We start from the raw sequence: 24,076 nt of genomic DNA on the forward strand, positions 1-24,076 counted from the left end.
GAGAAAACGATGACAGATTCAAGCGTAACTGCAAAACAGGGCCTCAAGCCTGAACACCTGACGATGGAAGAGTGGATTGAGTCGCGTATCGCGCGCTTTGAGGGGCGTAAATATGACTGGAACGCGCTGAAGTTCCAGGCCGATTTCGACCCGAAATATCGTCGCGCCCAGATGCGCTACATCGGCACCGGCGCCACCGGCGTCGCCAGCGACACCAATACCGTGGCGGCGGAGAATTTCACCTTCTCCACCATGGTGCTGCCGGCGAAGTGCGAAGGGCCGCTGCACCTGCACGATGACGTTGAAGAGGTGTTCTTCATGCTCAAGGGGCAGATCACCCTGATGATTCAGGACGGCGACAGCTACACCGAAACCGTGCTGCGCGAGCGCGACCTGATCTCCGTCCCGGCGGGGATCTATCGCGGGCTGTTTAACCACGGCGAAGAGGAGGCGCTGATGTGCGTGATGCTCGGCACCCGTAAGCCGAATATCCCGACCTATCCGCAAGATCATCCCCTGTCGAAAGTGAAGCGCGGTTAAGGAGGCGGCATGACGGGTTTTCGTGAACAGGGGAGCGGCACGCCGCTGATGCTGCTGCACGGCATCAGCTCCGGCGCGGCCTCCTGGCATAAACAGATGGCGCTGCCTGGCTACCGCGTGCTGGCCTGGGATATGCCCGGTTATGGCGAAAGCCCGATGCTGTCGGCCGAGCGTGCGGATGCCAGCGACTACGCCGAGGCGCTGGCGCGGCTGCTCGACCGAGCCGGCGTTGAGCGGGCGGTGCTGGTGGGCCACTCGCTGGGCGCGCTGGTGGCCAGCGCCTTTGCGGCAAAGTATCCCGGGCGCGTTCTGCGCCTGGTTTTAGCCGACGCCGCCCAGGGCTACGGCCGGGCGGAAGCCGCGCAGCGTGAAAAAGTCTGGCACGGCCGGCAGCGGCAGATGGCCGCCGGCGGCGAAGCTATGGCGCAGGACCGGGCGGCGAAGCTGCTGCACCCCTGTACCGATAAAGCCAACGTCGCCGCCGTCGCCGCCGGCATGCGCAGGCTGCGCGCCGAGGGCTATCTTGCCGCGGCGTGGATGCTGGCCCATGACGATATTCACCGCTGGCTTGGCGATTTTCGCGGCCGCTTCGAGGCGTGGTGCGGTGAACAGGACGCTATCACCCAGCCGGAGCTGGTGCACGGCCTGGCGCTGCGCTACGGCATGCCTTACGTCGGCATCCCGCTAGCGGGGCACGCCAGCTATCTCGATAACGACACATTTTTCAATCAACAGCTTTTACGGGTAGGGGAAGAGGTGCGCGATGAATGCACAAATTGAAGGCCGCGTAGCGGTGGTCACCGGCGGGTCGTCAGGGATTGGCTTTGAAACGCTGCGCCTGCTGCTGGCCGAAGGGGCGAAGGTCGCCTTCTGCGGCCGCAATCCGGACCGGCTCGCCAGCGCCCACGCGGCGCTGCAAAACGAATATCCCGGCGCGGAGGTCTTCTCTTATCGCTGCGACGTGCTGAAAGAAGAGGAGGTGCAAGGCTTTGCCGAGGCGGTCGCGGCGCGTTTTGGCGATGCCGACATGCTGATTAATAACGCCGGCCAGGGGTACGTGGCGCACTTCGCCGATACGCCGCGGGAGGCGTGGCTGCACGAGGCGGAGCTCAAGCTGTTCGGAGTGATTAACCCGGTAAAAGCCTTTCAGGCGCAGCTCGAGCGCTCGGATATCGCCTCGATCACCTGCGTTAACTCGCTGCTGGCGCTGCAGCCGGAGGAGCACATGATCGCCACCTCCGCGGCGCGGGCGGCGCTGCTCAACATGACCCTGACGCTGTCGAAGGATCTGATTAGCAAAGGCATTCGCGTGAACTCCATTCTGCTCGGCATGGTGGAGTCCGGCCAGTGGCAGCGGCGCTATGAAAACCGCGCGGACAAGAGCCAGAGCTGGCCCGAGTGGACGGCGGATATCGCCCGCAGGCGCGGCATTCCGATGGCGCGCCTCGGCAGGCCGAATGAGCCGGCGCAGGCGCTGCTGTTCCTCGCCTCGCCGCTGGCGTCGTTTACCACCGGCGCGGCGCTGGATGTCTCCGGCGGCTTTTGCCGTCATCTGTAAGGAGTCGAGATGAAAAAGATCATGCTCATCGGCTATGGCGCAATGGCGCAGGCGGTGATTGAACGGCTGCCGCCGCAGGTTGCGCTGGGCTGGGTGGTGGCGCGCGAGGCGCACCACGCGGCGATCCGCCGGCGCTTCGGCGATGCGGTGGTGGCGCTGGAGGACCCGCAATCCTGCGCGGAAACCCCGGATCTGGTACTGGAGTGCGCCAGCCAGCAGGCGGTGGCGCAGTACGGGGAGGGGATCCTCAAGCGCGGCTGGCATTTGGCGGTAATTTCTACCGGCGCGCTGGCGGACGGCGAGCTGGAGCAGCGTTTGAACCGGGCGGGCGGCCGATTGACCCTGCTCTCCGGCGCGGTGGCCGGCATCGACGGCCTGGCGGCGGCGAAAGAGGGCGGCCTTGAGCGGGTGACCTACCGGTCGCGCAAAAGCCCGGCCAGCTGGCGCGGCAGCTATGCGGAAAGGCTTATTGACCTCAACGCGGTCAGCGAAGCGAAAATCTTTTTTGAAGGCAGCGCGCGCGAAGCGGCTCGCCTGTTTCCGGCGAACGCTAACGTTGCGGCGACCGTCGCGCTGGGCGGCATCGGAATGGACGATACCCGGGTACAGCTGATGGTCGACCCTCTGACCCAGCGCAATACCCACACGCTGCACGTACAGGGCGCGTTTGGTGAGTTCCGTCTGGAGCTCAGCGGATTACCGCTCGCCAGCAACCCAAAAACTTCCACCCTGGCGGCACTGAGCGCGGTTCGCGCCTGCCGCGAACTGGCATAACGCAAAGAGGCGGCGATGGATGAGTTAAAGATTTTTATCGGCGGTCGCTGGCGCTGCGGCGGCGGCAACCTGATGCACAGCCAGTTTCCCGCCGACGGCTCGGTCAACGCCACGCTGCATGCGGCAAGCCTTGACGATCTGCATGAGGCGATCGCGCTGGCCGAAAGCGCCTGGCGCCAGCCGGCGTGGCGCAGCATGCTACCCCATCTGCGGGCAAAAATCCTGCATAAGGTGGCGGATATTATCGAATTCCGCCTTGAGGAGCTGGCGCGGATGCAGAGCCGCGACAACGGCAAGCCGCTGGCGGAAGCACGGGGTCTGGTGATGAGCGCCGCGGGCAGCGCCCGCTACTTCGCCGCCGCCTGCGAGCTGCTGGAGGGCGAACTGCCGACGCCGCGGCAGGCGGATCTGCTGACGCTCAGCCGCTACGAGCCACTGGGCGTGGTGGCGGCGATCACCCCGTGGAACTCGCCGATCGCCAGCGAAATGCAAAAAGTGGCCCCGGCGATTGCCGCCGGTAACGCGGTGATCCTCAAGCCGGCGGAGGCCACGCCGCTGATGGCGCTGGAGCTGGCGCGGATCTTCGAACTGGCCGGCTTACCCGCCGGGCTGCTCAGCGTCCTGCCGGGGAAAGGATCGGTGATTGGCGACGCGCTGGCCCGCCACCCTCTGGTGCGCAAAATCTCGTTCACCGGCGGCACCAGCACCGGACGTCATCTGGCGCACGTGGCGGCGGAAAAGCTGATCCCGGCGTCGCTGGAGCTCGGCGGCAAATCGCCGACCATCGTGCTGGAAGATGCCGATATCGAACAGGCGGCGCGGGGTATCTGCTACGGCATCTTCAGCTCCGGCGGCCAGGCCTGCATCGCCGGCTCGCGGCTGTTTGTGCATGAAAAGGTCTACCCGCAGCTGATGGCGCGCCTGCTGGAGCTGACCCGCGGGCTCAGGGTCGGCCATCCGTTTAGCGCAGAGACCCACGTCGGGCCGCTGATTAATGAAAAGCACCGCGACAGCGTGCTGGAGTACGTCGAGCTGGCGAAACGCGAAGGCGGCCGGGTGCTGTGCGGCGGCGAGATCCCGGCGGATCCGGCGCTGGCGGCGGGCAGCTATTTTCAACCGACGATCGTGGAGGGGCTGACCAACGCGGCCCGCGCCTGCCGGGAGGAGATCTTCGGCCCGGTGCTGGTGGCGATGACCTTCAGCGATGAAGACGCGCTGATCCAGCAGGCCAATGATTCTGTATACGGCCTGGCGGCGGGGATCTGGACGCGGGACAGCGGACGCGCCCTGCGCTTAAGCGAGCGTCTGGAAGCCGGAACGGTGTGGATCAACACCTATAAGGTTTTCTCCATTTCGACCCCGTTTGGGGGCTTTAAAGAGAGCGGCCTGGGCCGCGAAAAAGGGATTCAGGGACTCAAGGCCTGGATGCAACAAAAGAGCATTTATCTGGCGACGGGTAATAGCGTCAACCACTGGTGCGACTAAGAGAAGGGTGTGCAATGAGCGAAATGATAACCGTCGGCGACGCCATCGCCAGAACGCTGGAGCAGTACAACGTTGAGGCTATTTACGGCGTCATCTCTATTCACAACCTGCCGATCGCCGATGCGGTAGGGCAGCGCGGAAATATCCGCTTTGTCCCGGCGCGCGGCGAAGCCGGATCGGTCACTATGGCCGACGCCCACGGCCGTTTTTCCGGGCTGGGGGTGGCGTTGACCAGCACCGGCGCCGGGGCCGGCAACGCGGTCGGGGCGCTGGTGGAGGCGATGAACGCCTGCACGCCGTTGCTGCACCTCACCGGCCAGGTGGAGAAAACCTGGCTCGATGCCGACACCGGGTTTATTCACGAAACCCGCGATCAGCTGACCTTCCTGAAGGCCAGCTCGAAGCGCGCGTACCGCGTCAGCAATGCGAATCAGGCGATTGCGATTCTGCATAAGGCGATTCAGGAGGCGCAAACGCCGCCGTGCGGGCCGGTATCGGTTGAGATCCCGATTGATATTCAGGGCGCTAAAATCCCGGGATCGCTGGTGACCGCCGCGCCGAAAGCGGCCCCGACGGCGGCCGTCGATAGCGCCGCCGTCGATTCGCTGTGGGCGCAGCTTCGGCAGGCCAAACGGCCGCTGCTGTGGCTGGGCGGCGGGGCCATCGGCAGCGAGGCGGCGGTGAAAAAGCTCGCCGATGCCGGAATGACCGTGATCTCCAGCACCCACGGCCGCGGCGTGCTGCCGGACGGGCATCGCGCCAGCCTGCGCGCGTTCCATAATTCGCCGTCCGTTGAAGCGCTGATGGCGCAGTGCGATTTTACCCTGGTGGCGGGCTCGCGCCTGCGCAGCAACGAAACCCGCTCCTGGACCCTGGAGCTGCCGTCGCCAAGGGTGCAGATTGATATCGACCCGGCGGCGGCCAGCCGCAACTACCTGATGGATAACACGCTGATTGCCGACTGTAACAGCCTGCTGGCGGCGCTGGCGGAAAAAGCGCAGGGGCGCGAATGGGGCAATGTCCAGTGGGATGAGGAGGTCAAAGAGGCGGTCGCGCTGGCGGAACGCGGGCTGCGCGAGCAGTGCGGCGCCTACGTGCGGCTGAACGACGCCATCGCTCAGGCGCTGCCAGAGGACGGGATCCTGGTGCGCGATATCACCGTTTCCGGCAGCCTGTGGGGGAGCCGTCTGTTCCGTGCCCACGGCCCGCTTATGAACATCCACTCGCTGGCGGGGGCCATTGGCATGGGCCTGCCGATGGCGATCGGTACGGCGATCGCCAACCCGCAGCGTAAGGTTGTCGGCCTCGTCGGCGATGGCGGCCTGAGCCTGAACCTCGGGGAGCTGGCGACCCTGGCGCAGGAAAAAGCCAACGTCACGCTGCTGATTATGAACGACGGCGGCTACGGCGTGATGCGCGGGATTCAGGATAAGTATTTCGGCGGCCGCCAGTATTACAACGAGCTGCATACCCCGGACTTCACGCTGCTGGCGCAGGCTATCGGCCTGCAGGCGTGGAGCGTTGAGCGGGCGGAGGATTTCCAGGCGGTCATGACCGAAGCGCTGGCGATGCCGGGGCCGTCGGTGGTAGAGGTGAAAATGGGGCAGATTGGCGCGCTGCGCTTCGCCGGGCCGCCGCAGAAAACGCTGTATTAAGTATTTCCCCTCTCCGCCGTCGCAGAGAGGGGAAGCGGGGTTATTTAATGCCGTCGGCCTTCATGCGATCGCGGATGTGCTGAGCGCGCTCTGCGGAAGCGGGGTGATCGTCAAACATGGAGCTCTGACGCCCGGCTTCCAGCTTGGCCAGCTTCTCGAAGCTGGTGGCCAGTCCCGACGGATTAATTCCGCGCTTACGCAGCAGATCGTAGGAGTAGTCGTCCGCTTCCGACTCCTGGCGCTGGGAGAACTGCGAGTTCACCAGCTTTTCGCCCAGATCGCCCAGCTGGGACTGGGACAGGCTGCCGACGATACCACCCGCCGACGCGGCGGCGGCGCGAACGGCGTTGGTGCCGAGCGCCACCTGCATACCTTTCTTCACGTGACCGAGCGCGACGTGGCCCATTTCGTGGCCGATAACCGCTTCCACTTCGTTATCATTCATGATGTCCATCAGGCCGCTGTAGACGCGGATGCAGCCGTTGGCCATCGCGAAAGCGTTAACGTCTTTGGTTTCATAGACTTTGTAGTTGACCGGCTGGCCGTTGATATTGTCGCCCAGCGCGGTGGCGATTTTGTTCAGGCGCTTACTGTATTCGCTGCTGGCCGGCGAAAGCGTGGCTTTGCCGTCCATCTCTTTACAGGCCCGATCGCTGAGCGCTTTGACCTGCGCGTCGCTCAGAGAATAGGCCTGGAAAGCTTCGGCGCCGGAGCTGAGGAGGGCGTTGGAGTCCATGTTCTGACATCCGGTAAGGGTTGCTGCAATCCCAAAGGCAAGAATAGTTGAACGAATTTTCATTTTTATCTTCCACAATCTTACGATTATTTGTCTGAAAAAGGCGACGATAAGCATGTCGCATCCTGCTCAAATTATAAAGAGTATTGCGTGAGACGGGCGAGAGGATTCCGGGGTAGCACAACCTGTTCCGGAGATTTCTTAAACCGCAAAAGGATGCTCCATGTACATGCTTTGCCGCTTGGGTTACATTGTTGTCACTTTTTCTGGCGTAGCCCAAAACGCGCTCTCGTCAAGTCGTTAAGGGTATGGCCTTCAACAGTCCGAACTGGAGTCAAAATGTCCTCACGTAAAGAGCTTGCTAACGCTATTCGTGCGCTGAGCATGGACGCGGTACAGAAAGCCAAATCCGGCCACCCGGGTGCCCCGATGGGTATGGCTGACATTGCCGAAGTCCTGTGGCGTGATTTCCTGAACCATAACCCGAACAACCCGGCCTGGGCCGACCGCGACCGCTTCGTGCTCTCCAACGGCCACGGCTCGATGCTGATTTACAGCCTGCTGCACCTCACCGGTTATGACCTGCCGATTGAAGAACTGAAAAACTTCCGTCAGCTGCACTCCAGAACACCGGGCCACCCGGAAGTCGGCTACACCGCCGGCGTGGAAACCACCACCGGCCCGCTGGGCCAGGGGATTGCCAATGCCGTCGGCATGGCGATTGCCGAGAAAACCCTGGCGGCGCAGTTCAACCGTCCGGGCCACGATATCGTCGACCACTTCACTTACGCCTTCATGGGCGACGGCTGCATGATGGAAGGCATTTCTCACGAAGTGTGCTCCCTGGCCGGTACCCTGAAGCTGGGCAAGCTGGTGGCGTTCTATGACGACAACGGCATCTCCATCGACGGCCACGTTGAAGGCTGGTTCACCGACGATACCGCCAAACGCTTTGAAGCCTACGGCTGGCACGTGGTGCGCGGCGTGGACGGCCATGACGCCGATGCCATCAAGCGCGCGGTGGAAGAAGCGCGCGCGGTGACCGACAAACCGTCCCTGCTGATGTGCAAAACCATCATCGGCTTCGGTTCGCCGAACAAAGCCGGCACCCACGACTCCCACGGCGCGCCGCTGGGCGACGCGGAAATCGCGCTGACCCGCGAGGCCCTGGGCTGGCATCACCCGGCGTTTGAAATCCCGTCTGACATCTATGCGCAGTGGGATGCCAAAGAGGCCGGTCAGGCGAAAGAAGCGGCGTGGAACGAGAAGTTCGCCGCCTACGCCAGCGCCTTCCCGCAGGAAGCGGCTGAATTCACCCGCCGTATGAAAGGCGAGATGCCGGCCGACTTCGACGCGAAAGCGAACGAGTTTATTGCGAAGCTGCAGGCGAACCCGGCGAAAATCGCCAGCCGTAAAGCGTCGCAGAACGCGATTGAGGCCTTTGGCCCGCTGCTGCCGGAATTCCTCGGCGGCTCCGCTGACCTCGCGCCGTCGAACCTGACCATCTGGTCCGGCTCGAAGGCGATTAACGAAGACACCGCCGGGAACTACATCCACTACGGCGTGCGTGAATTCGGCATGACCGCGATTGCCAACGGGATTTCCCTGCACGGCGGCTTCCTGCCGTACACCTCCACCTTCCTGATGTTCGTGGAGTATGCCCGTAACGCGGTGCGCATGGCGGCGCTGATGAAACAGCGTCAGGTGATGGTCTACACCCACGACTCCATCGGTCTGGGCGAAGACGGTCCGACGCACCAGCCGGTTGAGCAGGTGGCTTCCCTGCGCGTGACGCCGAACATGAGCACATGGCGTCCGTGCGACCAGGTGGAGTCGGCGATTGCGTGGAAATACGGCGTGGAGCGTCACGACGGCCCGACGGCGCTGATCCTGTCGCGTCAGAACCTGGCGCAGCAGGAGCGTACGGCAGAGCAGCTGGCGAACGTTGCCCGCGGCGGCTACGTGCTGAAGGATTGTGCCGGCCAGCCGGAGCTGATCTTCATCGCCACCGGTTCTGAAGTTGAACTGGCCGTGGCTGCCTGGGACAAACTGACCGCTGAAGGCGTGAAAGCGCGCGTGGTTTCCATGCCGTCTACCGACGCGTTTGACAGGCAGGACGCGGCGTACCGTGAATCCGTACTGCCGAAAGCGGTCTCTGCCCGCGTGGCGGTGGAAGCGGGTATCGCCGACTACTGGTTCAAATACGTGGGCCTGAACGGCGCCATCGTCGGGATGACCACCTTCGGTGAGTCTGCCCCGGCGGAGCTGCTGTTCGAAGAGTTTGGCTTCACCGTTGAGAACGTTGTCGCGAAGGCGAAAGCGCTGCTGTAGTTCTGAGCAACGCGTACCGCGACGATAGTCGAAGAATGAGCCGGGCTAACGCCCGGCTTTTTTGTGGCCGTTATTCCCGACGATCGCTTCGCGGCTGCATATTATTCCAGTGAAAGTGTGATGTATGTCAGATTACACGCTTCTGATGCTGGACAAGCATTCCTTTTATTCCGCGTTTGGCTTATTCTAGCTGAAGCGTTTCAGTCGTCTAAATGTTCGACAATTAATCAATCAGTCGCAGTTTGCGACGGGTAAGGTTTCCCTCCGGGCGTGGCTGGATTACTCTGTCTGCCACCTCATATCAGGGATAACCTTGCAGGAGACCTATGACCATACGCATTGCGATTAATGGCTTCGGTCGCATAGGACGCAACGTGGTTCGCGCTTTATATGAATCCGGGCGTCGTGCGGAAATTACCGTGGTGGCAATCAACGAGCTGGCGGATGCTGCGGGCATTGCACACTTGTTGAAATATGACACCAGCCATGGGCGCTTTGCCTGGGACGTTCGCCAGGAGCGGGAGCAGCTTTACGTTGGCGACGACGCCATTCGCCTGCTGCACGAAGCTGCAATAGAGGCGCTACCCTGGCAAGAGCTGGCGGTTGATATCGTACTGGATTGTACCGGGGTTTACGGCAGCCGAGAGCATGGCGCAGCCCATCTCCAGGCCGGCGCGAAGAAGGTTCTCTTCTCGCATCCCGGGGGCAACGATCTCGATGCCACCGTCGTGTTCGGCGTGAACCATGACGAGCTGCGTGCAGAGCACCGCATTGTCTCCAACGCCTCCTGCACCACCAACTGCATTATTCCGGTCATTAAGCTGTTAGATGATGCTTACGGCATTGAGTCAGGGACGGTAACGACGATCCACTCCGCCATGCACGATCAGCAGGTTATCGACGCCTATCATCCGGATTTGCGCCGCACGCGCGCGGCCAGTCAGTCAATTATTCCGGTTGATACTAAACTTGCGGCGGGGATCGCGCGTATTTTCCCGCAGTTTAACGACCGTTTTGAAGCGATCGCGGTTCGCGTACCGACGATAAATGTGACGGCGATCGACCTGAGCGTCACGGTGAAAAAACCGGTAAAGGCTATTGAAGTCAACCAGTTGCTGCAAAAAGCAGCGCAGGGAACATTTCATGGTATAGTTGACTATACGGAATTGCCGTTAGTCTCGACAGATTTTAACCACGATCCGCACAGCGCCATCGTTGATGGCACCCAGACGCGGGTGAGTGGAGCGCATTTGATCAAAACGCTGGTCTGGTGCGATAACGAATGGGGCTTTGCTAACCGGATGCTGGACACCACGTTAGCGATGGCCGCTCAAGGTTTCAGGTAAAGCGCGTGAGCGCTTGCAAAACTTTATGAATCAACGAGAGGATTCACCATGTCTGTAATTAAGATGACCGATCTGGATCTGGCTGGTAAACGCGTTTTTATCCGTGCCGATCTGAACGTACCAGTTAAAGACGGTAAAGTAACCAGCGACGCGCGTATTCGCGCTTCTCTGCCGACCATTGAGCTGGCTCTGAAGCAGGGCGCTAAAGTGATGGTCACTTCTCACCTGGGTCGTCCGACCGAAGGCGAGTACAACGAAGAATTCTCTCTGCTGCCGGTTGTTAATTACCTGAAAGACAAACTCTCCAGCCCGGTACGTCTGGTTAAAGATTACCTGGACGGCGTTGACGTTGCCGCCGGCGAGCTGGTTGTTCTGGAAAACGTTCGCTTCAACAAAGGCGAAAAGAAAGACGACGAAGAGCTGTCTAAAAAATACGCCGCGCTGTGCGACGTGTTCGTTATGGATGCGTTCGGCACCGCCCACCGCGCCCAGGCTTCTACCCACGGTATCGGCAAATTTGCCGACGTCGCCTGCGCCGGCCCGCTGTTGGCTGACGAGCTGGACGCGCTGGGTAAAGCGCTGAAAGAGCCGGCTCGCCCGATGGTTGCCATCGTCGGCGGTTCTAAAGTTTCCACTAAGCTGACCGTTCTGGACTCCTTGTCTAAAATCGCTGACCAGCTGATTGTCGGCGGCGGTATCGCCAACACCTTCGTCGCCGCTCAGGGCCACAACGTGGGCAAATCCCTGTACGAAGCTGACCTGGTTGACGAAGCTAAGCGTCTGCTGACGACCTGCGATATCCCGGTTCCGACCGACGTTCGCGTCGCGACTGAATTCTCCGAAACGGCGACCGCAACCCTGAAATCTGTTAACGACATCAAAGATGAAGAGCAGATTCTGGACCTCGGCGATGTTTCCGCACAGAGGCTGGCTGAGATCCTGAAAAACGCCAAAACCATCCTGTGGAACGGCCCGGTCGGCGTATTTGAGTTCCCGAACTTCCGTAAAGGAACCGAAATCGTGGCTAACGCTATCGCCGACAGCGAAGCGTTCTCCATCGCAGGCGGCGGCGATACCCTGGCGGCCATTGACCTGTTTGGCATCTCTGACAAAATTTCCTACATCTCTACTGGCGGCGGCGCGTTCCTCGAATTCGTGGAAGGTAAAGTACTGCCAGCAGTAGCAATGCTCGAAGAGCGCGCTAAGAAGTAAGTTTGTACAGGCGGGTAACATCGCCTGTTTTTCAAATTCTATTCAATTGTCGCTCTAAATAATTCGCGTTGCCGGCAGGCAGCGACACGGCGAACCCCGGCGGCTTATGCAAGTTAGCGGCGGCGGTAAGCGAGAAGAGCCAACGCACCGGCAGCACGAATTGTGACGAGCAGAAACGGCCGAAGATACAGGACTACGTAACATGTCTAAAATTTTTGATTTTGTAAAACCTGGCGTGATCACTGGTGATGACGTTCAGAAAGTGTTCCAGGTAGCTAAAGAGAATAACTTCGCACTGCCAGCGGTTAACTGTGTGGGTACTGACTCCATCAACGCCGTTCTGGAAGCAGCTGCAAAAGCTAAATCTCCGGTTATTGTTCAGTTCTCTAACGGCGGTGCGGCGTTCATCGCGGGTAAAGGCGTGAAAACCGACGTTCCTCAGGGCGCGGCAATCCTCGGCGCTATCTCCGGCGCGCACCACGTTCACCATATGGCTGAACACTACGGCGTGCCGGTTATTCTGCACACCGACCACTGCGCGAAGAAACTGCTGCCGTGGATCGACGGTCTGCTGGACGCGGGTGAAAAACACTTCGCCGCTCACGGCAAACCGCTGTTCTCTTCCCACATGATTGACCTGTCCGAAGAGTCCCTGCACGAAAACATCGAAATCTGCTCTAAATACCTGGCGCGCATGGCGAAACTGGACATGACCCTGGAAATCGAACTGGGCTGCACCGGTGGCGAAGAAGACGGCGTGGACAACAGCCACATGGACGCTTCTGCGCTCTACACCCAGCCGGAAGACGTTGATTACGCGTACACTGAACTGAGCAAGATCAGCCCGCGTTTCACCATCGCTGCTTCCTTCGGTAACGTGCACGGCGTGTACAAGCCGGGCAACGTGGTTCTGACCCCGACTATCCTGCGCGACTCTCAGGAATATGTTTCTAAGAAACATAACCTGCCGCACAACAGCCTGAACTTCGTCTTCCACGGCGGTTCCGGTTCTTCTGCTCAGGAAATCAAAGACTCCGTAAGCTACGGCGTGATCAAAATGAACATCGATACCGATACCCAATGGGCAACCTGGGACGGTATCCTGCAGTACTACAAAACTAACGAAGCTTACCTGCAGGGCCAGCTGGGCAACCCGAAAGGCGAAGACCAGCCGAACAAGAAATACTACGATCCGCGCGTATGGCTGCGTGCTGCTCAGGCGTCCATGGTGACTCGTCTGGAGCAGGCATTTAAAGAGCTGAACGCGATCGACGTTCTGTAAGAAAATTCTGTTTCTTACCCTGAAGCCCGCTTAACTGCGGGCTTTTTCGTTTCTGTGCCAAAGGATATTCCAGAGAGAAACTGTGATCGACTTGGCAAAACAGGCGCTTATTGTTTACCCTTAACCTACCTGCCGTTTTGCAGGCCTGGTTTTTTATTTCCCGCCCGGGTTATTCATAAGGAATGTTAAATGGAAGATTTGAACGTCGCCGATAGCATACACAACGCCAGCTCGTGGCTGGTGCGTAATCAGGAGCTGCTCCTGAGCTATGCCGTCAACATCGTCGCGGCGATCGCGATTATTATCGTCGGGATGATCGTCGCGCGCATGGTGTCGAACACGGTTAATCGTCTGATGCTGGCGCGTAAGATTGATGCCACCGTTGCCGATTTTCTTTCCGCGCTGGTGCGCTACGCCATTATCGCCTTCACCCTGATTGCCGCCTTAGGCCGCGTCGGCGTGCAGACGGCGTCGGTGATTGCCATACTCGGCGCCGCCGGTTTAGCCGTTGGTCTGGCGCTGCAGGGCTCGCTGTCCAACCTCGCCGCTGGCGTGCTGCTGGTGATGTTCCGCCCGTTCCGCGCGGGTGAATATGTCGATCTCGGCGGCGTGGCCGGCACCGTACTGAACGTGCAGATTTTCTCCACCACCATGCGCACCGCCGATGGCAAAATCGTGGTGATCCCGAACGGTAAAATCATCGCCGGTAACATCATTAACTTTTCGCGCGAACCGGTTCGCCGCAACGAATTTATTATTGGCGTCGCCTACGATGCCGATATTGATAAGGTGAAGCAGCTGCTGACCAATATTATCGAATCCGACGAGCGCATCCTGAAAGATCGCGAAAGGACCGTACGTCTCAACGAGCTGGGGGCGTCCTCGGTTAACTACGTGATCCGCGTCTGGAGCCAGAGCAGCGATCTGCAAAACGTTTACTGGGATGTTCTGGAGCGTATCAAGCGCGACTTCGACGCCAACGGCATCAGCTTCCCGTACCCGCAGATGGACGTGCACGTTATCCGCCCGCAGGAGCAGGCGGAGTAGCTCCGCGCCCGTACTCACCGAAGGCCAGCGTCCGCTGGCCTTTATTAGCTCTTCTTATCAATGATTAATATTATAAATTTCCTCTAATGATTCTGGCGCGTTATATTCACCTGCATTAACGACCTCATCGGAAAAACCACTATGTTATCGTATTACTTTCAGGGGCTTGCCCTGGGAGCGGCTATGATTTTGCCGCTTGGGCCGCAGAATGCGTTTGTGATGAATCAGGGGATTCGCCGCCAGTATCATCTGATGATTGCGCTGCTGTGCGCCATTAGCGATCTGCTGCTGATCTGCGCCGGTATTTTTGGCGGCAGCGCGCTGCTGATGCAGTCGCCGTGGCTGCTGGCGCTGGTGACCTGGGGCGGCGTGGCCTTCCTGCTATGGTACGGTTTCGGCGCGCTGAAGACGGCCTTTAGCGACAATCTGGAGCTGGCGAGCGCGGAGGTGATGCAGCAGGGGCGCTGGAAAATTATTGTCACCATGCTGGCGGTAACCTGGCTGAACCCGCACGTCTATCTCGATAACTTCGTGGTGCTCGGCAGCCTGGGCGGGCAGCTGGCGGTTGAGCCGAAGCGCTGGTTTGCGCTCGGCACCATCAGCGCTTCGTTCCTGTGGTTTTTCGGCCTCGCTCTGCTGGCGGCCTGGCTGGCGCCGCGTTTGCGCACCGCCCGGGCGCAGCGGATCATTAACCTGCTGGTTGGCCTGGTGATGTGGCTGATTGCCGTCCAGCTGGCGAAAGATGGCCTTTTACATCTGCAGGTTTTGTTCAACCAGGCTTAGTCCGATGGACTTTCCGCGTATACGCGTTAAGCTTGCTGGCATGCGTCCATATATCGGCGACCAATGTAGATGGAGAAACGACAGTGAAGTTAAAGCTCATAGCCCTGGCGGCAGCAATCGGATTCAGCTCAATGGCGGCGCAGGCAAATGAATTGCCAAATGGCCCCCACATTGTGACTTCGGGGACCGCCAGCGTTGCTGCGGCGCCCGATATTGCGACCCTGGCAATTGAGGTCAACGTTGCCGCGAAAGATGCCGCATCGGCGAAAAAGCAGGCCGATGACCGCGTTGCGCAATACCTCTCTTTCCTGGAAAAGAACGGCATCGCCAAGAAGGATATCAACTCCGCGAACCTGCGTACCCAGCCTGACTATGATTACCAGAACGGCAAAAGCATCCTGAAAGGCTACCGCGCCGTGCGCACCGTCGAAGTGACGTTGCGCCAGCTGGACAAGCTTAACGGTCTGCTGGACGGCGCGCTGAAGGCCGGTCTGAACGAAGTTCGCTCGGTATCGCTGGGCGTTGCGCAACCGGATGCCTATAAAGATAAGGCGCGTAAGGCGGCGATCGACGATGCCGTGCACCAGGCTCAGGAGCTGGCTGCCGGCTTCCACAGCAAGCTGGGCCCGGTTTATAGCGTTCGCTATCATGTCTCGAACTATCAGCCGAGCCCGATGGTTCGAATGATGAAAGCCGCCGATGCCGCGCCGGTTTCCGCTCAGGAAACTTACGAGCAGGCGACGATCCAGTTCGACGATCAGGTGGACGTGGTCTTTGAGCTGCAGCCTGGTCAGTCAGCCCAGCCGGCTCAGCCAGAGCCAGCTCAGCCGGAGAAACCGGCCGCTGCGGCGCAGTAAGCCAGATGCAAAAAAGCCACTTCAGCTGAAGTGGCTTTTTTTATGCCCGGCGTTTAGTCCTGGCGCAGCACCTTGTGGCCGTAGGCAATCAGCGCATCGGTGACCCGGCGCATCATCCGGCTCTCCGGCGCGAAACGATGCCAGTAGAGCATCCGGCGCTGGAACAGGCCCGGCGTTAAATCGATAAGCTCGCCGCTGTTCAGCTCTTTCTCAATCTGCAGATGCGGGATCATACAGCAGGTGGTGCCCTGGCGCGCGAGCTGCACAAAGGCTTCCGATGAGTTAACGATATGACAAGGCACGCTGCCCGGCGGCAGATCGAAGTTCTGCTGCAAAAACGCCTGGTGCATGTCGTCGAGATGATCGAAGGCCACCACCGGCGCTTTGAGCAGCGCCGAGCGGGTTACGCCGTTGGGAAAATAGCGTTGCGCAAACTCTTTCGAGGCGACAAACAGATAGTCCAGCGCCCCGAGCTGATCGACCAGGCAGCTTGGCAGCGCCTGCGGCTGGATACTGACCGCCCCGACAACCTCGCCGCGGCGCAGGCGCTCCTGGGTGCGGGTTTCGTCTTCCACCTGCAGGTTCAGGCGAATAGGGGAGTCGGAAAGCACGCTGGAGAGCGCCGGCAGCAGCCAGGTCGCCAGGCTGTCGGCGTTTACCGCCAGCGACAGCAGCAGCGGCGTGGAGCCGGTTTGTTCATCGCCCAGCCACTCCTCTTCCAGCAGCTCAACCTGACGCAGCAGGGCCAGCAGCTTCTGCCCCTGCTCGGTTGGACGCGGCGGCACGGTTCGCACCAGCAGCGGCTGGCCGAACATGTTTTCCAGCTGTTTAATACGCTGAGAGACGGCGGACTGTGTTATGCATAGCTTCTGCGCGGCGCGCTCAAACCCACGTTCTCTTATCACCGCGTCCAGCGCCTGTAGTGTTCTGTAGTCCGGTCGTTTCATTGCTCTGGCGTACCCCCATAACTTTTCATTAACTTGCACTATGACATAAATTTCTTTTTGATGAAGACGAAAATAGTCTGCTCAGATGTGTGATCCCCGTCGCAGGGACAATAACACCCCCGATGTTCTATAATGCGCCTCAGGTATTCACATCTCGGACCATAATCATGACGCAAGATGAACTGAAGAAAGCAGTAGGCTGGGCGGCATTGCAGTATGTACAGCCGGGCACCATCGTGGGAGTCGGCACCGGCTCCACGGCCGCGCATTTTATTGATGCGCTGGGCACAATGAAGGGGCAGATTGAGGGGGCCGTTTCCAGCTCCGATGCCTCCACCGAAAAGCTAAAAAGCCTCGGCATTCCGGTATTCGATCTCAATAGCGTCGATCGTTTGGGTATTTACGTGGACGGCGCCGATGAGATCAACGGCCATATGCAGATGATTAAAGGCGGCGGCGCGGCGCTGACCCGCGAGAAGATTATCGCCTCGGTCGCGGACAAGTTTATCTGTATCGCTGACGCCTCCAAGCAGGTCGATATCCTCGGCAAATTCCCGCTGCCGGTAGAAGTTATTCCTATGGCTCGTAGCGCCGTGGCGCGTGAGCTGGTGAAGCTGGGCGGCCGTCCGGAGTATCGTCAGGGCGTGATCACCGATAACGGTAACGTCATCCTCGATGTTTTCGGCCTCGAGATCCTCGACGCGATTGCGCTGGAAAATGCCATTAACGGTATCCCTGGCGTCGTGACCGTGGGGCTGTTCGCCAACCGTGGCGCCGATGTCGCGCTGATCGGCACCGCCGACGGCGTCAAAACCATCGTCAAATAATCCGATCGGAGGGAGCGAATCGCTCCCTCGCAAATATTTTTTCGTCAGGATGAATTCGGTGACTTCTGTCACATTTATGCAACTAGCCTGAGTAACAATCTACCTTTCTTTCCCTTTCTGGTTTTTTGTCCTGCTATTTCCCTCTGAGTGATATTTCTTCAGGACGTCGACGCAAACGTTCATATTGCCGCGATAGTTTTTTTTGATATGTTGCTGGGATGAAGTGTCGTTCCGCACGACACCAGATAAGACAAAACAGGACGGGGAAATGGCTAAGGTATCACTGGAAAAAGACAAGATTAAGTTTCTGCTGGTTGAAGGTGTGCATCAAAAGGCGGTGGATAACCTCCGCGCTGCAGGCTATACCAACATTGAATTTCACAAAGGCGCGCTCGATAACGAAGCGCTGAAGGCCTCGATCCGTGATGCCCATTTCATTGGCCTGCGTTCCCGTACTCATCTGACGGAAGAAGTCTTCGCTGCCGCAGAAAAGCTGGTCGCCGTCGGCTGCTTCTGCATCGGTACCAACCAGGTCGATTTGGACGCGGCGGCCAAACGCGGTATCCCGGTCTTTAACGCCCCGTTTTCTAACACTCGCTCCGTTGCCGAACTGGTCATCGGCGAGCTGCTGCTGATGCTGCGCGGCGTCCCTGAAGCGAACGCCAAAGCGCACCGCGGCGTGTGGAACAAACTGGCGGTCGGCAGCTTTGAAGCGCGTGGCAAAAAGCTCGGTATTATCGGCTACGGCCATATCGGTACGCAGCTGGGCATTCTGGCCGAATCGCTGGGGATGCACGTCTATTTCTATGATATTGAAAGCAAACTGACGCTCGGTAACGCCACCCAGGTGCAGCATCTCTCCGACCTGCTGAATATGAGTGACGTGGTGAGCCTGCACGTGCCGGAAAATGCCTCTACCAAAAATATGATGGGCGCGGAAGAGCTGGCGCTGATGAAGCCTGGCGCGCTGCTGATCAACGCCTCTCGCGGTACCGTGGTCGATATTCCGGCCCTCTGCGATGCGCTGGCGAGCAAGCACCTGGCGGGCGCGGCAATCGACGTCTTCCCGACCGAACCGGCGACCAACAGCGATCCGTTCACCTCGCCGCTGTGCGAGTTCGACAACGTGATCCTGACGCCGCATATCGGCGGTTCTACCCAGGAAGCGCAGGAGAACATCGGTCTGGAAGTGGCGGGCAAGCTGGCGAAGTATTCCGACAACGGCTCAACCCTTTCTGCGGTTAACTTCCCGGAAGTGTCGCTGCCGCTGCACGGCGGCCGCCGTCTGCTGCATATTCACGAAAACCGTCCCGGCGTGTTGACCGCAATCAACCAGATCTTTGCCGCTCAGAGCATCAACATTGCGGCGCAGTATCTGCAAACCACTCCACAGATGGGCTATGTGGTTATCGATATTGAAGCTGAAGAAGATGTAGCGCAGCAGGCCCTGCAGGCGATGAAGGCGATTCCGGGCACCATCCGCGCGCGTCTGTTGTTCTGATTAACATCGAGGATCCCTGCGGGGATCCCTTTAACCTATGCATAAATCTCTGCTGAATACCGGCGTTTTGCTCCTGCTGCTGCTCCTGGCATGGACGGGATTGGGCACTCACGACCGTCTCACGTGGCTGATGGAAGTGACGCCGGTCATTATCATCGTTCCGCTGTTGCTGGCGACGCGTTCGCGCTATCCGCTTACCCCGCTCCTGTACACGCTTATCTTCTTTCACGCCATCATTCTGATGGTGGGCGGGATGTATACCTATGCCAAAGTGCCAATTGGTTTTGACGTGCAGGCGTGGCTGAACCTAAGCCGCAATCCGTACGATAAGCTGGGCCACTTTTTTCAGGGGCTGGTGCCGGCGCTGGCGGCGCGGGAAATTCTTATTCGCGGCGGCTACGTCCGCGGGCGCAAGATGCTGTCATTTCTGGTGTGCTGCATCGCTTTGGCCATCAGCGCCACCTACGAGCTGATTGAATGGTGGGCGGCGCTGGCGATGGGGCAGGGAGCGGACGATTTTCTCGGCACCCAGGGCGACCCGTGGGACACACAGTCGGATATGTTCTGCGCGCTGCTGGGGTCGTTGGCGACGATCTTCCTGCTAAGCGGCCGGCATAACCGGCAGCTGAGCCGGCTCGGTCTTTCATAGCCTACGGCCACTGCCATAGCTTTGAGGGTGTGACCACCGCGGGCAGCGGGATATCCCACTGCTCCGCCGGCAGCGCGTCGACCTGCTGGCAGTCGTGGGCGTAGCCGACGGGCTGCAGCGGGTACTGCCGCCAGTTTTGCAGCGTCCTGTCGTAAAATCCCCCTCCCATTCCCAGGCGCTGGCCGAACGCGTCAAAGGCCACCAGCGGCGTAATCAGCACATCCAGCCGGGAGAGCGGCAGCACGTCGCGCACGTCGAGCTTTGGCTCGTGAATTTTCAGGCGGTTTATCACCAGCTCGCTGTGCGGATGATAGTGTAAAAACAGCAGATTTCCCGGGCTGAAAGGGTGGAGCACGGGGAGATAGACGCGTTTTCCCGCCCGCCACAGCTGCTCAATCAGCGGCTGAGTATCCAGCTCGCCATCGAAGGAAAGAAACAGCGCCACGGTTCGCGCGAGGGTCACCGGCGGATAGGCCATCATGCGGTTCGCTCCCAGCGCGGCGAGGCTGGCCTGCTGTTCAGGCGTCAGCGCGCGTCGAAGCTGGCGGATGTGCTGGCGAATCTGCTGTCGGGTTAAGCGGGTATCAGAAATTTGGGTCATGAAAGATCGCCTGATCGGGCATTATCACGTCACGACGTGAGCCGGTTATGCATGTAGGCGTAGTGTAATACAGAGTAGATGAAATGCTAAAAGTGAAGTCGTACGAAATGAAGCGCGAATAAAGAAGGGAATCTCCGAGATGCCGCCGCAGGCTGTAACCCTTGAACCCTTGGTTCAAGGTGAATGCGTCGTCACAGTTTTAAGGCTTCTCGGACGAACCGAGCATGCTCACCAACCGTGGAGCGCCACATTCTTGTGGTATGAAATATCGGCTCAGGGGACTGGCCCGCTTGCAAACATCTCAGAGAAATTCTGTTCTGCGATTACTCTAACACAGTTAATTGCAAAGTGTTATTCAAACTTCGGCCCGGTTCTTTCGCTTATGCGACCTTGCTCGAGCAGCGCCTGCTCGATGGTCTGCTGAAGCATCCGAATACGCTGTTCCATACTGGAGGCGTAGTCGCGGGTTTTCGCTTTTTCCTGAGTTAACTCATAGCTGATGTTCAACGCGGCGATGAAGACCAGCTGCTCAGTATTTGTGACTCTAGTGCGTTCTTTTAAATCTTGCAACCGCTGATTCAGGTCGTCAGCTGCCTGACTCAAGGCATCCCTTTGTTCAGGCGGGCAATTCACGCGGAGTGAACGGCCAAAAATTTGGAGATCGACGGGTTGTGCAGACATGCCACCTTCCTGCTGATTGACTGCGCGGCCTTCACGTCCGTACCCAGGACGACGAAGGGGCGACACTATAGCTACCCTGATGCGAAGGTACAAGCCCTATTCTGGTTCACCAGGGTCCAAAGTGGTAGCATATCATGAATATTCCTCCCAACGATGACGAATGCGCATGTCTATACAGAACGAAATGCCTGGTTACAACGCCGTAGACCAGTTACTTAACCAACAGGGCGTGGGCTTAACCCCGGCAGAAATGCACGGCCTAATCAGCGGCATCCTGTGCGGCGGCAATAAAGACAGCAGCTGGCAGCCGCTGGTGCACGACCTGACGAACGAAGGTCTCGCATTCGGTCACGAGCTGGCGCAGTCTCTGCGCAGCATGCATTCTGCGACCAGCGACTCGCTGGAAGACGACGGCTTTCTGTTCCAGCTCTATCTGCCGGAAGGTGAGAACGTGAGCGTGTTTGAACGCGCCGACGCGCTGGCCGGTTGGGTTAACCACTTCCTGCTGGGCCTTGGTGTGACTCAGCCGAAGCTGGATAAGGTCAAGGATGAAACCGGCGAAGCCATCGACGATCTGCGCAACATTGCGCAGCTGGGCTACGACGAAGACGAAGACCAGGAAGAGCTGGAGATGTCGCTGGAAGAGATTATCGAGTACGTACGCGTTGCCGCGCTGCTGTGCCACGAAAACTTCTCGCGCCAGCAGCCAACCGCACCGGAAGTACGCAAGCCGACACTACACTAATTACAATTTGTTGAGGGGGCGTCATGACACAGCAGGAATTTCTTTCTCGTCGCCAGGCGCTGTTAGCGCAGATGCAGCCGGGCAGCGCGGCGCTCATTTTCGCCGCACCGGAAGCGGTACGCAGCGCAGATTCGGAATATCCCTACCGGCAGAACAGCGATTTTTGGTACTTCACCGGCTTCAATGAGCCTGAAGCCCTGCTGGTGCTGATTAAAAGCGACGAAACCCATAACCACAGCGTGCTGTTTAACCGCGTCCGCGATCTGACGGCGGAAATCTGGTTCGGCCGCCGCCTTGGGCAGGACGCCGCGCCGTCGAAGCTCGGCGTCGATCGCGCCCTGGCGTTCAGCGAAATTAACCAGCAGCTGTATCAGCTGCTGAACGGCCTTGACGCCATCTATTTTGCGCAGGGCGAATATGCCTACGCCGATAAAATCGTCTTCATGGCGCAGGAAAAGCTGCGTAAAGGCTCGCGCCAGAACCTGCAGGCGCCAAATTCCGTCATCGACTGGCGGCCGATAGTGCATGAGATGCGCCTGTTCAAATCGCCAGAAGAGCTCGACGTGCTGCGCCGCGCCGGAGAAATTTCCGCGCTGGCCCACACCCGGGCGATGGAAAAATGTCAGCCGGGGATGTTCGAATACCAGCTGGAAGGCGAAATCCTTCATGAATTCAACCGTCACGGCGCCCGCTTCCCTTCCTATAACACCATCGTTGGCGGCGGCGACAACGGCTGCATTCTGCATTACACCGAAAACGAGAGCGAGCTGCGCGATGGCGATCTGGTATTGATCGATGCCGGCTGCGAATACCGCGGCTATGCGGGCGATATCACGCGCACCTTCCCGGTGAACGGCAAATTTAGTCCGGCCCAGCGCGAGATTTATGACATCGTCCTCGAATCGCTGGAAACCGCGCTGAGGCTCTACCGCCCGGGTACCTCTATTCAGGAGGTTAATCAGGAAGTCGTGCGGATAATGGTCGTTGGCCTGCTGCGCCTCGGCATTCTTAAAGGGGACGTTGACGAGCTGCTGGCTAACAATGCGCACCGCCCGTTCTTTATGCACGGCCTGAGCCACTGGCTGGGGCTGGACGTACATGATGTCGGAAACTACGATGTCGACCGCTCCCGGGTTCTCGAACCGGGCATGGTGCTGACCGTTGAGCCGGGGCTGTATATTGCGACGGACGCCGAGGTGCCGCCGCAGTATCGCGGTATCGGTATCCGCATCGAAGACGATATTGTGATCACCGCTGACGGCAATGAAAATCTGACCGCCGGGGTGGTGAAAAGCGCGGACGACATCGAAGCGCTGATGGCCGCGGCACCGCGATCATGAGCGTGCTGATCGTTGGCGGCGGCATGACCGGCGCGACCCTCGCTCTGGCTATCTCCCGGCTGACCGACGGCGCGCTGCCGGTTCATCTGGTGGAAGCGGCGGCGCCGGACTCCTCGCGGCATCCTGGATTTGACGCCAGGGCGATTGCGCTGGCGGCAGGCACCTGCCAGCAGCTGGCGCGCGTCGGTATCTGGCAGGAGATCGCCGACTGCGCGACGCCAATTCAGCGCGTGCACGTCAGCGACCGCGGCCACGCGGGGTTCGTCACGCTGGAGGCGCAGGACTATGGCCTCGCGGCGCTGGGCCAGGTCGTTGAGCTGCACGATATCGGCCAGCGCCTGTTTGCGCAGCTGCGCGAGGCGCCGGGCATTACCTTGCACTGTCCGGCCAAAGTAGAGAACGTCCGCCGATGGGAGGTGGGCGTTAGCATCACCCTGGACAGCGGCGAAACGATTGACGGCAGGCTGCTGGTGGCGGCGGACGGATCGCGCTCGACCATCGGCGCCCGCTGCGGTATCAGCTGGCAGCAGCAGCCCTACCAACAGCTGGCGATCGTTGCCAACGTCAGCACCGCTTTGCCCCACGAGGGACGCGCCTTTGAGCGGTTTACCGAGCACGGTCCCCTGGCGATGCTGCCGATGTCGCAGGGCCGCTGTTCGCTGGTGTGGTGCCACCCTCAGGCGCGGTATGACGACGTCCTGAGCTGGTCGGATGCACGTTTTTGCCACGAGCTGCAGCAGGCGTTTGGCTGGCGGCTGGGGCGCATAACCCACGCCGGAAGGCGCAGCGTTTATCCGCTGGCGTTAACCACCGCTTCCCGCGCGGTTTCCCATCGCCTGGCGCTGGTCGGCAACGCGGCGCAGACGCTGCATCCCATTGCCGGACAGGGGTTTAACCTCGGCCTGCGCGATGTGATGAGCCTGGCGGAAATCGTTGCCCAGGCCGGCGCCAGCGGCCGCGATCCCGGCGATTATGCCTTGCTTGACCAGTATCAGGCGCGGCGTGCGGATGATAAGTCCGCCACTATCGGCGTGACCGATGGCCTGGTTCATCTGTTTGCCAACCGCTGGGCGCCGCTGGTTGCGGGGCGCAACGTCGGGCTGATGGCAATGGAATTATTTACTCCGGCGCGCGATGCGCTGGCGCAGCGTACCCTCGGTTGGGTCCCCCGTTAAGGAG

Annotated in this window: 23 protein-coding genes and 1 other RNA gene; 19 read left to right on the plus strand and 5 right to left on the minus strand. The window is 59.7% G+C overall.

Going from position 1 to position 24,076, the window contains the following annotated elements; genetic code table 11:
• Positions 1 to 9: 9 nt before the first annotated feature.
• Genes AC1M2H_RS04555 through AC1M2H_RS04580 form a run of 6 tightly spaced genes read left to right on the plus strand, consistent with a single transcriptional unit; the run spans position 10 to position 6,012 of the window.
• On the plus strand, positions 10 to 540 hold the full coding sequence (locus AC1M2H_RS04555; RefSeq protein ID WP_480150462.1) for a cupin domain-containing protein: 531 nt from the start codon (positions 10 to 12) through the stop codon (positions 538 to 540).
• Positions 541 to 549: 9 nt separating this feature from the next.
• Entirely contained in the window at positions 550 to 1,320 is a 771-nt protein-coding gene (locus tag AC1M2H_RS04560) for an alpha/beta fold hydrolase (protein WP_480150463.1), read from the plus strand.
• The gene (locus tag AC1M2H_RS04565; RefSeq protein WP_480150464.1) at positions 1,304 to 2,098 is read left to right on the plus strand and encodes an SDR family oxidoreductase; all 795 of its coding nucleotides are present in this window, start codon (positions 1,304 to 1,306) and stop codon (positions 2,096 to 2,098) included. The genes AC1M2H_RS04560 and AC1M2H_RS04565 overlap by 17 nt, the downstream gene beginning before the upstream one ends.
• Before the next feature lie 9 nt (positions 2,099 to 2,107).
• Positions 2,108 to 2,872, plus strand: coding sequence for an aspartate dehydrogenase (locus tag AC1M2H_RS04570; RefSeq protein WP_480150465.1), 765 nt, complete (start codon positions 2,108 to 2,110; stop codon positions 2,870 to 2,872).
• A 15-nt stretch (positions 2,873 to 2,887) separates the two neighbouring features.
• Complete coding sequence (locus AC1M2H_RS04575) at positions 2,888 to 4,357, plus strand: aldehyde dehydrogenase (RefSeq protein ID WP_480150466.1); 1,470 nt, start codon at positions 2,888 to 2,890, stop codon at positions 4,355 to 4,357.
• A gap of 14 nt (positions 4,358 to 4,371) precedes the next feature.
• Complete coding sequence (locus AC1M2H_RS04580) at positions 4,372 to 6,012, plus strand: thiamine pyrophosphate-binding protein (RefSeq protein ID WP_480150467.1); 1,641 nt, start codon at positions 4,372 to 4,374, stop codon at positions 6,010 to 6,012.
• Between the two features lie 40 nt (positions 6,013 to 6,052).
• Here AC1M2H_RS04580 and loiP read toward each other — a convergent pair whose 3' ends face one another.
• A complete protein-coding gene (gene loiP / locus AC1M2H_RS04585) occupies positions 6,053 to 6,811 on the minus strand; it encodes a metalloprotease LoiP (RefSeq protein ID WP_480150468.1) in 759 nt (252 codons plus the stop codon).
• A 276-nt stretch (positions 6,812 to 7,087) separates the two neighbouring features.
• Between loiP and tkt the strand changes: the two genes are divergently transcribed.
• From tkt to AC1M2H_RS04620, 7 genes are all read left to right on the plus strand, one after another.
• Complete coding sequence (tkt, locus tag AC1M2H_RS04590) at positions 7,088 to 9,079, plus strand: transketolase (RefSeq protein WP_480150469.1); 1,992 nt, start codon at positions 7,088 to 7,090, stop codon at positions 9,077 to 9,079.
• 326 nt (positions 9,080 to 9,405) lie between these two features.
• The gene (gene epd / locus AC1M2H_RS04595) at positions 9,406 to 10,425 is read left to right on the plus strand and encodes an erythrose-4-phosphate dehydrogenase (protein ID WP_480150470.1); all 1,020 of its coding nucleotides are present in this window, start codon (positions 9,406 to 9,408) and stop codon (positions 10,423 to 10,425) included.
• Between the two features lie 48 nt (positions 10,426 to 10,473).
• The gene (pgk, locus tag AC1M2H_RS04600) at positions 10,474 to 11,637 is read left to right on the plus strand and encodes a phosphoglycerate kinase (protein ID WP_426812470.1); all 1,164 of its coding nucleotides are present in this window, start codon (positions 10,474 to 10,476) and stop codon (positions 11,635 to 11,637) included.
• Between the two features lie 202 nt (positions 11,638 to 11,839).
• Positions 11,840 to 12,919, plus strand: a complete 1,080-nt coding sequence (fbaA, locus tag AC1M2H_RS04605; protein WP_480150471.1) for a class II fructose-bisphosphate aldolase — start codon at positions 11,840 to 11,842, stop codon at positions 12,917 to 12,919.
• Positions 12,920 to 13,108: 189 nt separating this feature from the next.
• Positions 13,109 to 13,966: a small-conductance mechanosensitive channel MscS gene (mscS, locus tag AC1M2H_RS04610; RefSeq protein ID WP_480150472.1), complete on the plus strand. Its 858-nt coding sequence runs from the start codon at positions 13,109 to 13,111 to the stop codon at positions 13,964 to 13,966.
• A 141-nt stretch (positions 13,967 to 14,107) separates the two neighbouring features.
• Positions 14,108 to 14,749 (plus strand): arginine exporter ArgO, encoded by a 642-nt coding sequence (argO, locus tag AC1M2H_RS04615; RefSeq protein WP_480150473.1) that lies wholly within the window; start codon positions 14,108 to 14,110, stop codon positions 14,747 to 14,749.
• Positions 14,750 to 14,832: 83 nt separating this feature from the next.
• Positions 14,833 to 15,606 (plus strand): oxidative stress defense protein, encoded by a 774-nt coding sequence (locus tag AC1M2H_RS04620; RefSeq protein WP_480150474.1) that lies wholly within the window; start codon positions 14,833 to 14,835, stop codon positions 15,604 to 15,606.
• 53 nt (positions 15,607 to 15,659) lie between these two features.
• On the opposite strand, the gene argP is transcribed toward AC1M2H_RS04620, so the two are convergent.
• On the minus strand, positions 15,660 to 16,553 hold the full coding sequence (gene argP, locus AC1M2H_RS04625; RefSeq protein ID WP_041147167.1) for a DNA-binding transcriptional regulator ArgP: 894 nt from the start codon (positions 16,551 to 16,553) through the stop codon (positions 15,660 to 15,662).
• Positions 16,554 to 16,720: 167 nt separating this feature from the next.
• Here argP and rpiA point away from each other — a divergent pair, with 167 nt between their 5' ends.
• The 3 genes from rpiA to AC1M2H_RS04640 all read left to right on the plus strand — a co-directional run bounded on the left by rpiA (position 16,721) and on the right by AC1M2H_RS04640 (position 19,530).
• Positions 16,721 to 17,380, plus strand: coding sequence for a ribose-5-phosphate isomerase RpiA (gene rpiA / locus AC1M2H_RS04630; protein ID WP_045857130.1), 660 nt, complete (start codon positions 16,721 to 16,723; stop codon positions 17,378 to 17,380).
• A 268-nt stretch (positions 17,381 to 17,648) separates the two neighbouring features.
• Complete coding sequence (gene serA, locus AC1M2H_RS04635) at positions 17,649 to 18,881, plus strand: phosphoglycerate dehydrogenase (protein ID WP_480150475.1); 1,233 nt, start codon at positions 17,649 to 17,651, stop codon at positions 18,879 to 18,881.
• A gap of 37 nt (positions 18,882 to 18,918) precedes the next feature.
• Complete coding sequence (locus AC1M2H_RS04640; protein WP_480150476.1) at positions 18,919 to 19,530, plus strand: DUF2238 domain-containing protein; 612 nt, start codon at positions 18,919 to 18,921, stop codon at positions 19,528 to 19,530.
• 1 nt (position 19,531) lies between these two features.
• Here the strand turns inward: AC1M2H_RS04640 and AC1M2H_RS04645 are convergent, their stop codons facing one another.
• The 3 genes from AC1M2H_RS04645 to zapA all read right to left on the minus strand — a co-directional run bounded on the left by AC1M2H_RS04645 (position 19,532) and on the right by zapA (position 20,812).
• Positions 19,532 to 20,131, minus strand: a complete 600-nt coding sequence (locus tag AC1M2H_RS04645; protein WP_480150477.1) for a 5-formyltetrahydrofolate cyclo-ligase — start codon at positions 20,129 to 20,131, stop codon at positions 19,532 to 19,534.
• A 127-nt stretch (positions 20,132 to 20,258) separates the two neighbouring features.
• A non-coding RNA gene (gene ssrS, locus AC1M2H_RS04650) (6S RNA) lies at positions 20,259 to 20,442 on the minus strand.
• A gap of 40 nt (positions 20,443 to 20,482) precedes the next feature.
• Positions 20,483 to 20,812, minus strand: coding sequence for a cell division protein ZapA (gene zapA, locus AC1M2H_RS04655; RefSeq protein WP_041147162.1), 330 nt, complete (start codon positions 20,810 to 20,812; stop codon positions 20,483 to 20,485).
• A gap of 166 nt (positions 20,813 to 20,978) precedes the next feature.
• On the opposite strand from zapA, the gene AC1M2H_RS04660 reads away from it, so the two are divergent.
• Genes AC1M2H_RS04660 through ubiH form a run of 3 tightly spaced genes read left to right on the plus strand, consistent with a single transcriptional unit; the run spans position 20,979 to position 24,072 of the window.
• Complete coding sequence (locus AC1M2H_RS04660) at positions 20,979 to 21,557, plus strand: YecA/YgfB family protein (protein WP_464415139.1); 579 nt, start codon at positions 20,979 to 20,981, stop codon at positions 21,555 to 21,557.
• A gap of 23 nt (positions 21,558 to 21,580) precedes the next feature.
• Positions 21,581 to 22,897 (plus strand): Xaa-Pro aminopeptidase, encoded by a 1,317-nt coding sequence (gene pepP, locus AC1M2H_RS04665; protein WP_480150478.1) that lies wholly within the window; start codon positions 21,581 to 21,583, stop codon positions 22,895 to 22,897.
• Positions 22,894 to 24,072: a 2-octaprenyl-6-methoxyphenyl hydroxylase gene (gene ubiH, locus AC1M2H_RS04670; protein WP_480150479.1), complete on the plus strand. Its 1,179-nt coding sequence runs from the start codon at positions 22,894 to 22,896 to the stop codon at positions 24,070 to 24,072. Before pepP ends, ubiH begins: the two co-directional genes overlap by 4 nt.
• The last annotated feature ends 4 nt before the right edge of the window (positions 24,073 to 24,076 follow it).

The sequence above is a fragment of the Klebsiella sp. F11 genome (assembly GCF_056712265.1).

Coding starts and splice junctions, on each gene's coding strand:
- mscS (WP_480150472.1), top strand. CDS start 13,109: ATGGAAGATTTGAACGTCGCCGATAGCATACACAACGCCAGCTCGTGG.
- serA (WP_480150475.1), top strand. CDS start 17,649: ATGGCTAAGGTATCACTGGAAAAAGACAAGATTAAGTTTCTGCTGGTT.
- argO (WP_480150473.1), top strand. CDS start 14,108: ATGTTATCGTATTACTTTCAGGGGCTTGCCCTGGGAGCGGCTATGATT.
- rpiA (WP_045857130.1), top strand. CDS start 16,721: ATGACGCAAGATGAACTGAAGAAAGCAGTAGGCTGGGCGGCATTGCAG.
- fbaA (WP_480150471.1), top strand. CDS start 11,840: ATGTCTAAAATTTTTGATTTTGTAAAACCTGGCGTGATCACTGGTGAT.
- argP (WP_041147167.1), bottom strand. CDS start 16,553: ATGAAACGACCGGACTACAGAACACTACAGGCGCTGGACGCGGTGATA.
- AC1M2H_RS04660 (WP_464415139.1), top strand. CDS start 20,979: ATGTCTATACAGAACGAAATGCCTGGTTACAACGCCGTAGACCAGTTA.
- AC1M2H_RS04640 (WP_480150476.1), top strand. CDS start 18,919: ATGCATAAATCTCTGCTGAATACCGGCGTTTTGCTCCTGCTGCTGCTC.
- AC1M2H_RS04560 (WP_480150463.1), top strand. CDS start 550: ATGACGGGTTTTCGTGAACAGGGGAGCGGCACGCCGCTGATGCTGCTG.
- AC1M2H_RS04555 (WP_480150462.1), top strand. CDS start 10: ATGACAGATTCAAGCGTAACTGCAAAACAGGGCCTCAAGCCTGAACAC.
- pepP (WP_480150478.1), top strand. CDS start 21,581: ATGACACAGCAGGAATTTCTTTCTCGTCGCCAGGCGCTGTTAGCGCAG.
- AC1M2H_RS04570 (WP_480150465.1), top strand. CDS start 2,108: ATGAAAAAGATCATGCTCATCGGCTATGGCGCAATGGCGCAGGCGGTG.
- loiP (WP_480150468.1), bottom strand. CDS start 6,811: ATGAAAATTCGTTCAACTATTCTTGCCTTTGGGATTGCAGCAACCCTT.
- epd (WP_480150470.1), top strand. CDS start 9,406: ATGACCATACGCATTGCGATTAATGGCTTCGGTCGCATAGGACGCAAC.
- AC1M2H_RS04565 (WP_480150464.1), top strand. CDS start 1,304: ATGAATGCACAAATTGAAGGCCGCGTAGCGGTGGTCACCGGCGGGTCG.
- AC1M2H_RS04645 (WP_480150477.1), bottom strand. CDS start 20,131: ATGACCCAAATTTCTGATACCCGCTTAACCCGACAGCAGATTCGCCAG.
- zapA (WP_041147162.1), bottom strand. CDS start 20,812: ATGTCTGCACAACCCGTCGATCTCCAAATTTTTGGCCGTTCACTCCGC.
- ubiH (WP_480150479.1), top strand. CDS start 22,894: ATGAGCGTGCTGATCGTTGGCGGCGGCATGACCGGCGCGACCCTCGCT.
- pgk (WP_426812470.1), top strand. CDS start 10,474: ATGTCTGTAATTAAGATGACCGATCTGGATCTGGCTGGTAAACGCGTT.
- AC1M2H_RS04575 (WP_480150466.1), top strand. CDS start 2,888: ATGGATGAGTTAAAGATTTTTATCGGCGGTCGCTGGCGCTGCGGCGGC.
- tkt (WP_480150469.1), top strand. CDS start 7,088: ATGTCCTCACGTAAAGAGCTTGCTAACGCTATTCGTGCGCTGAGCATG.
- AC1M2H_RS04580 (WP_480150467.1), top strand. CDS start 4,372: ATGAGCGAAATGATAACCGTCGGCGACGCCATCGCCAGAACGCTGGAG.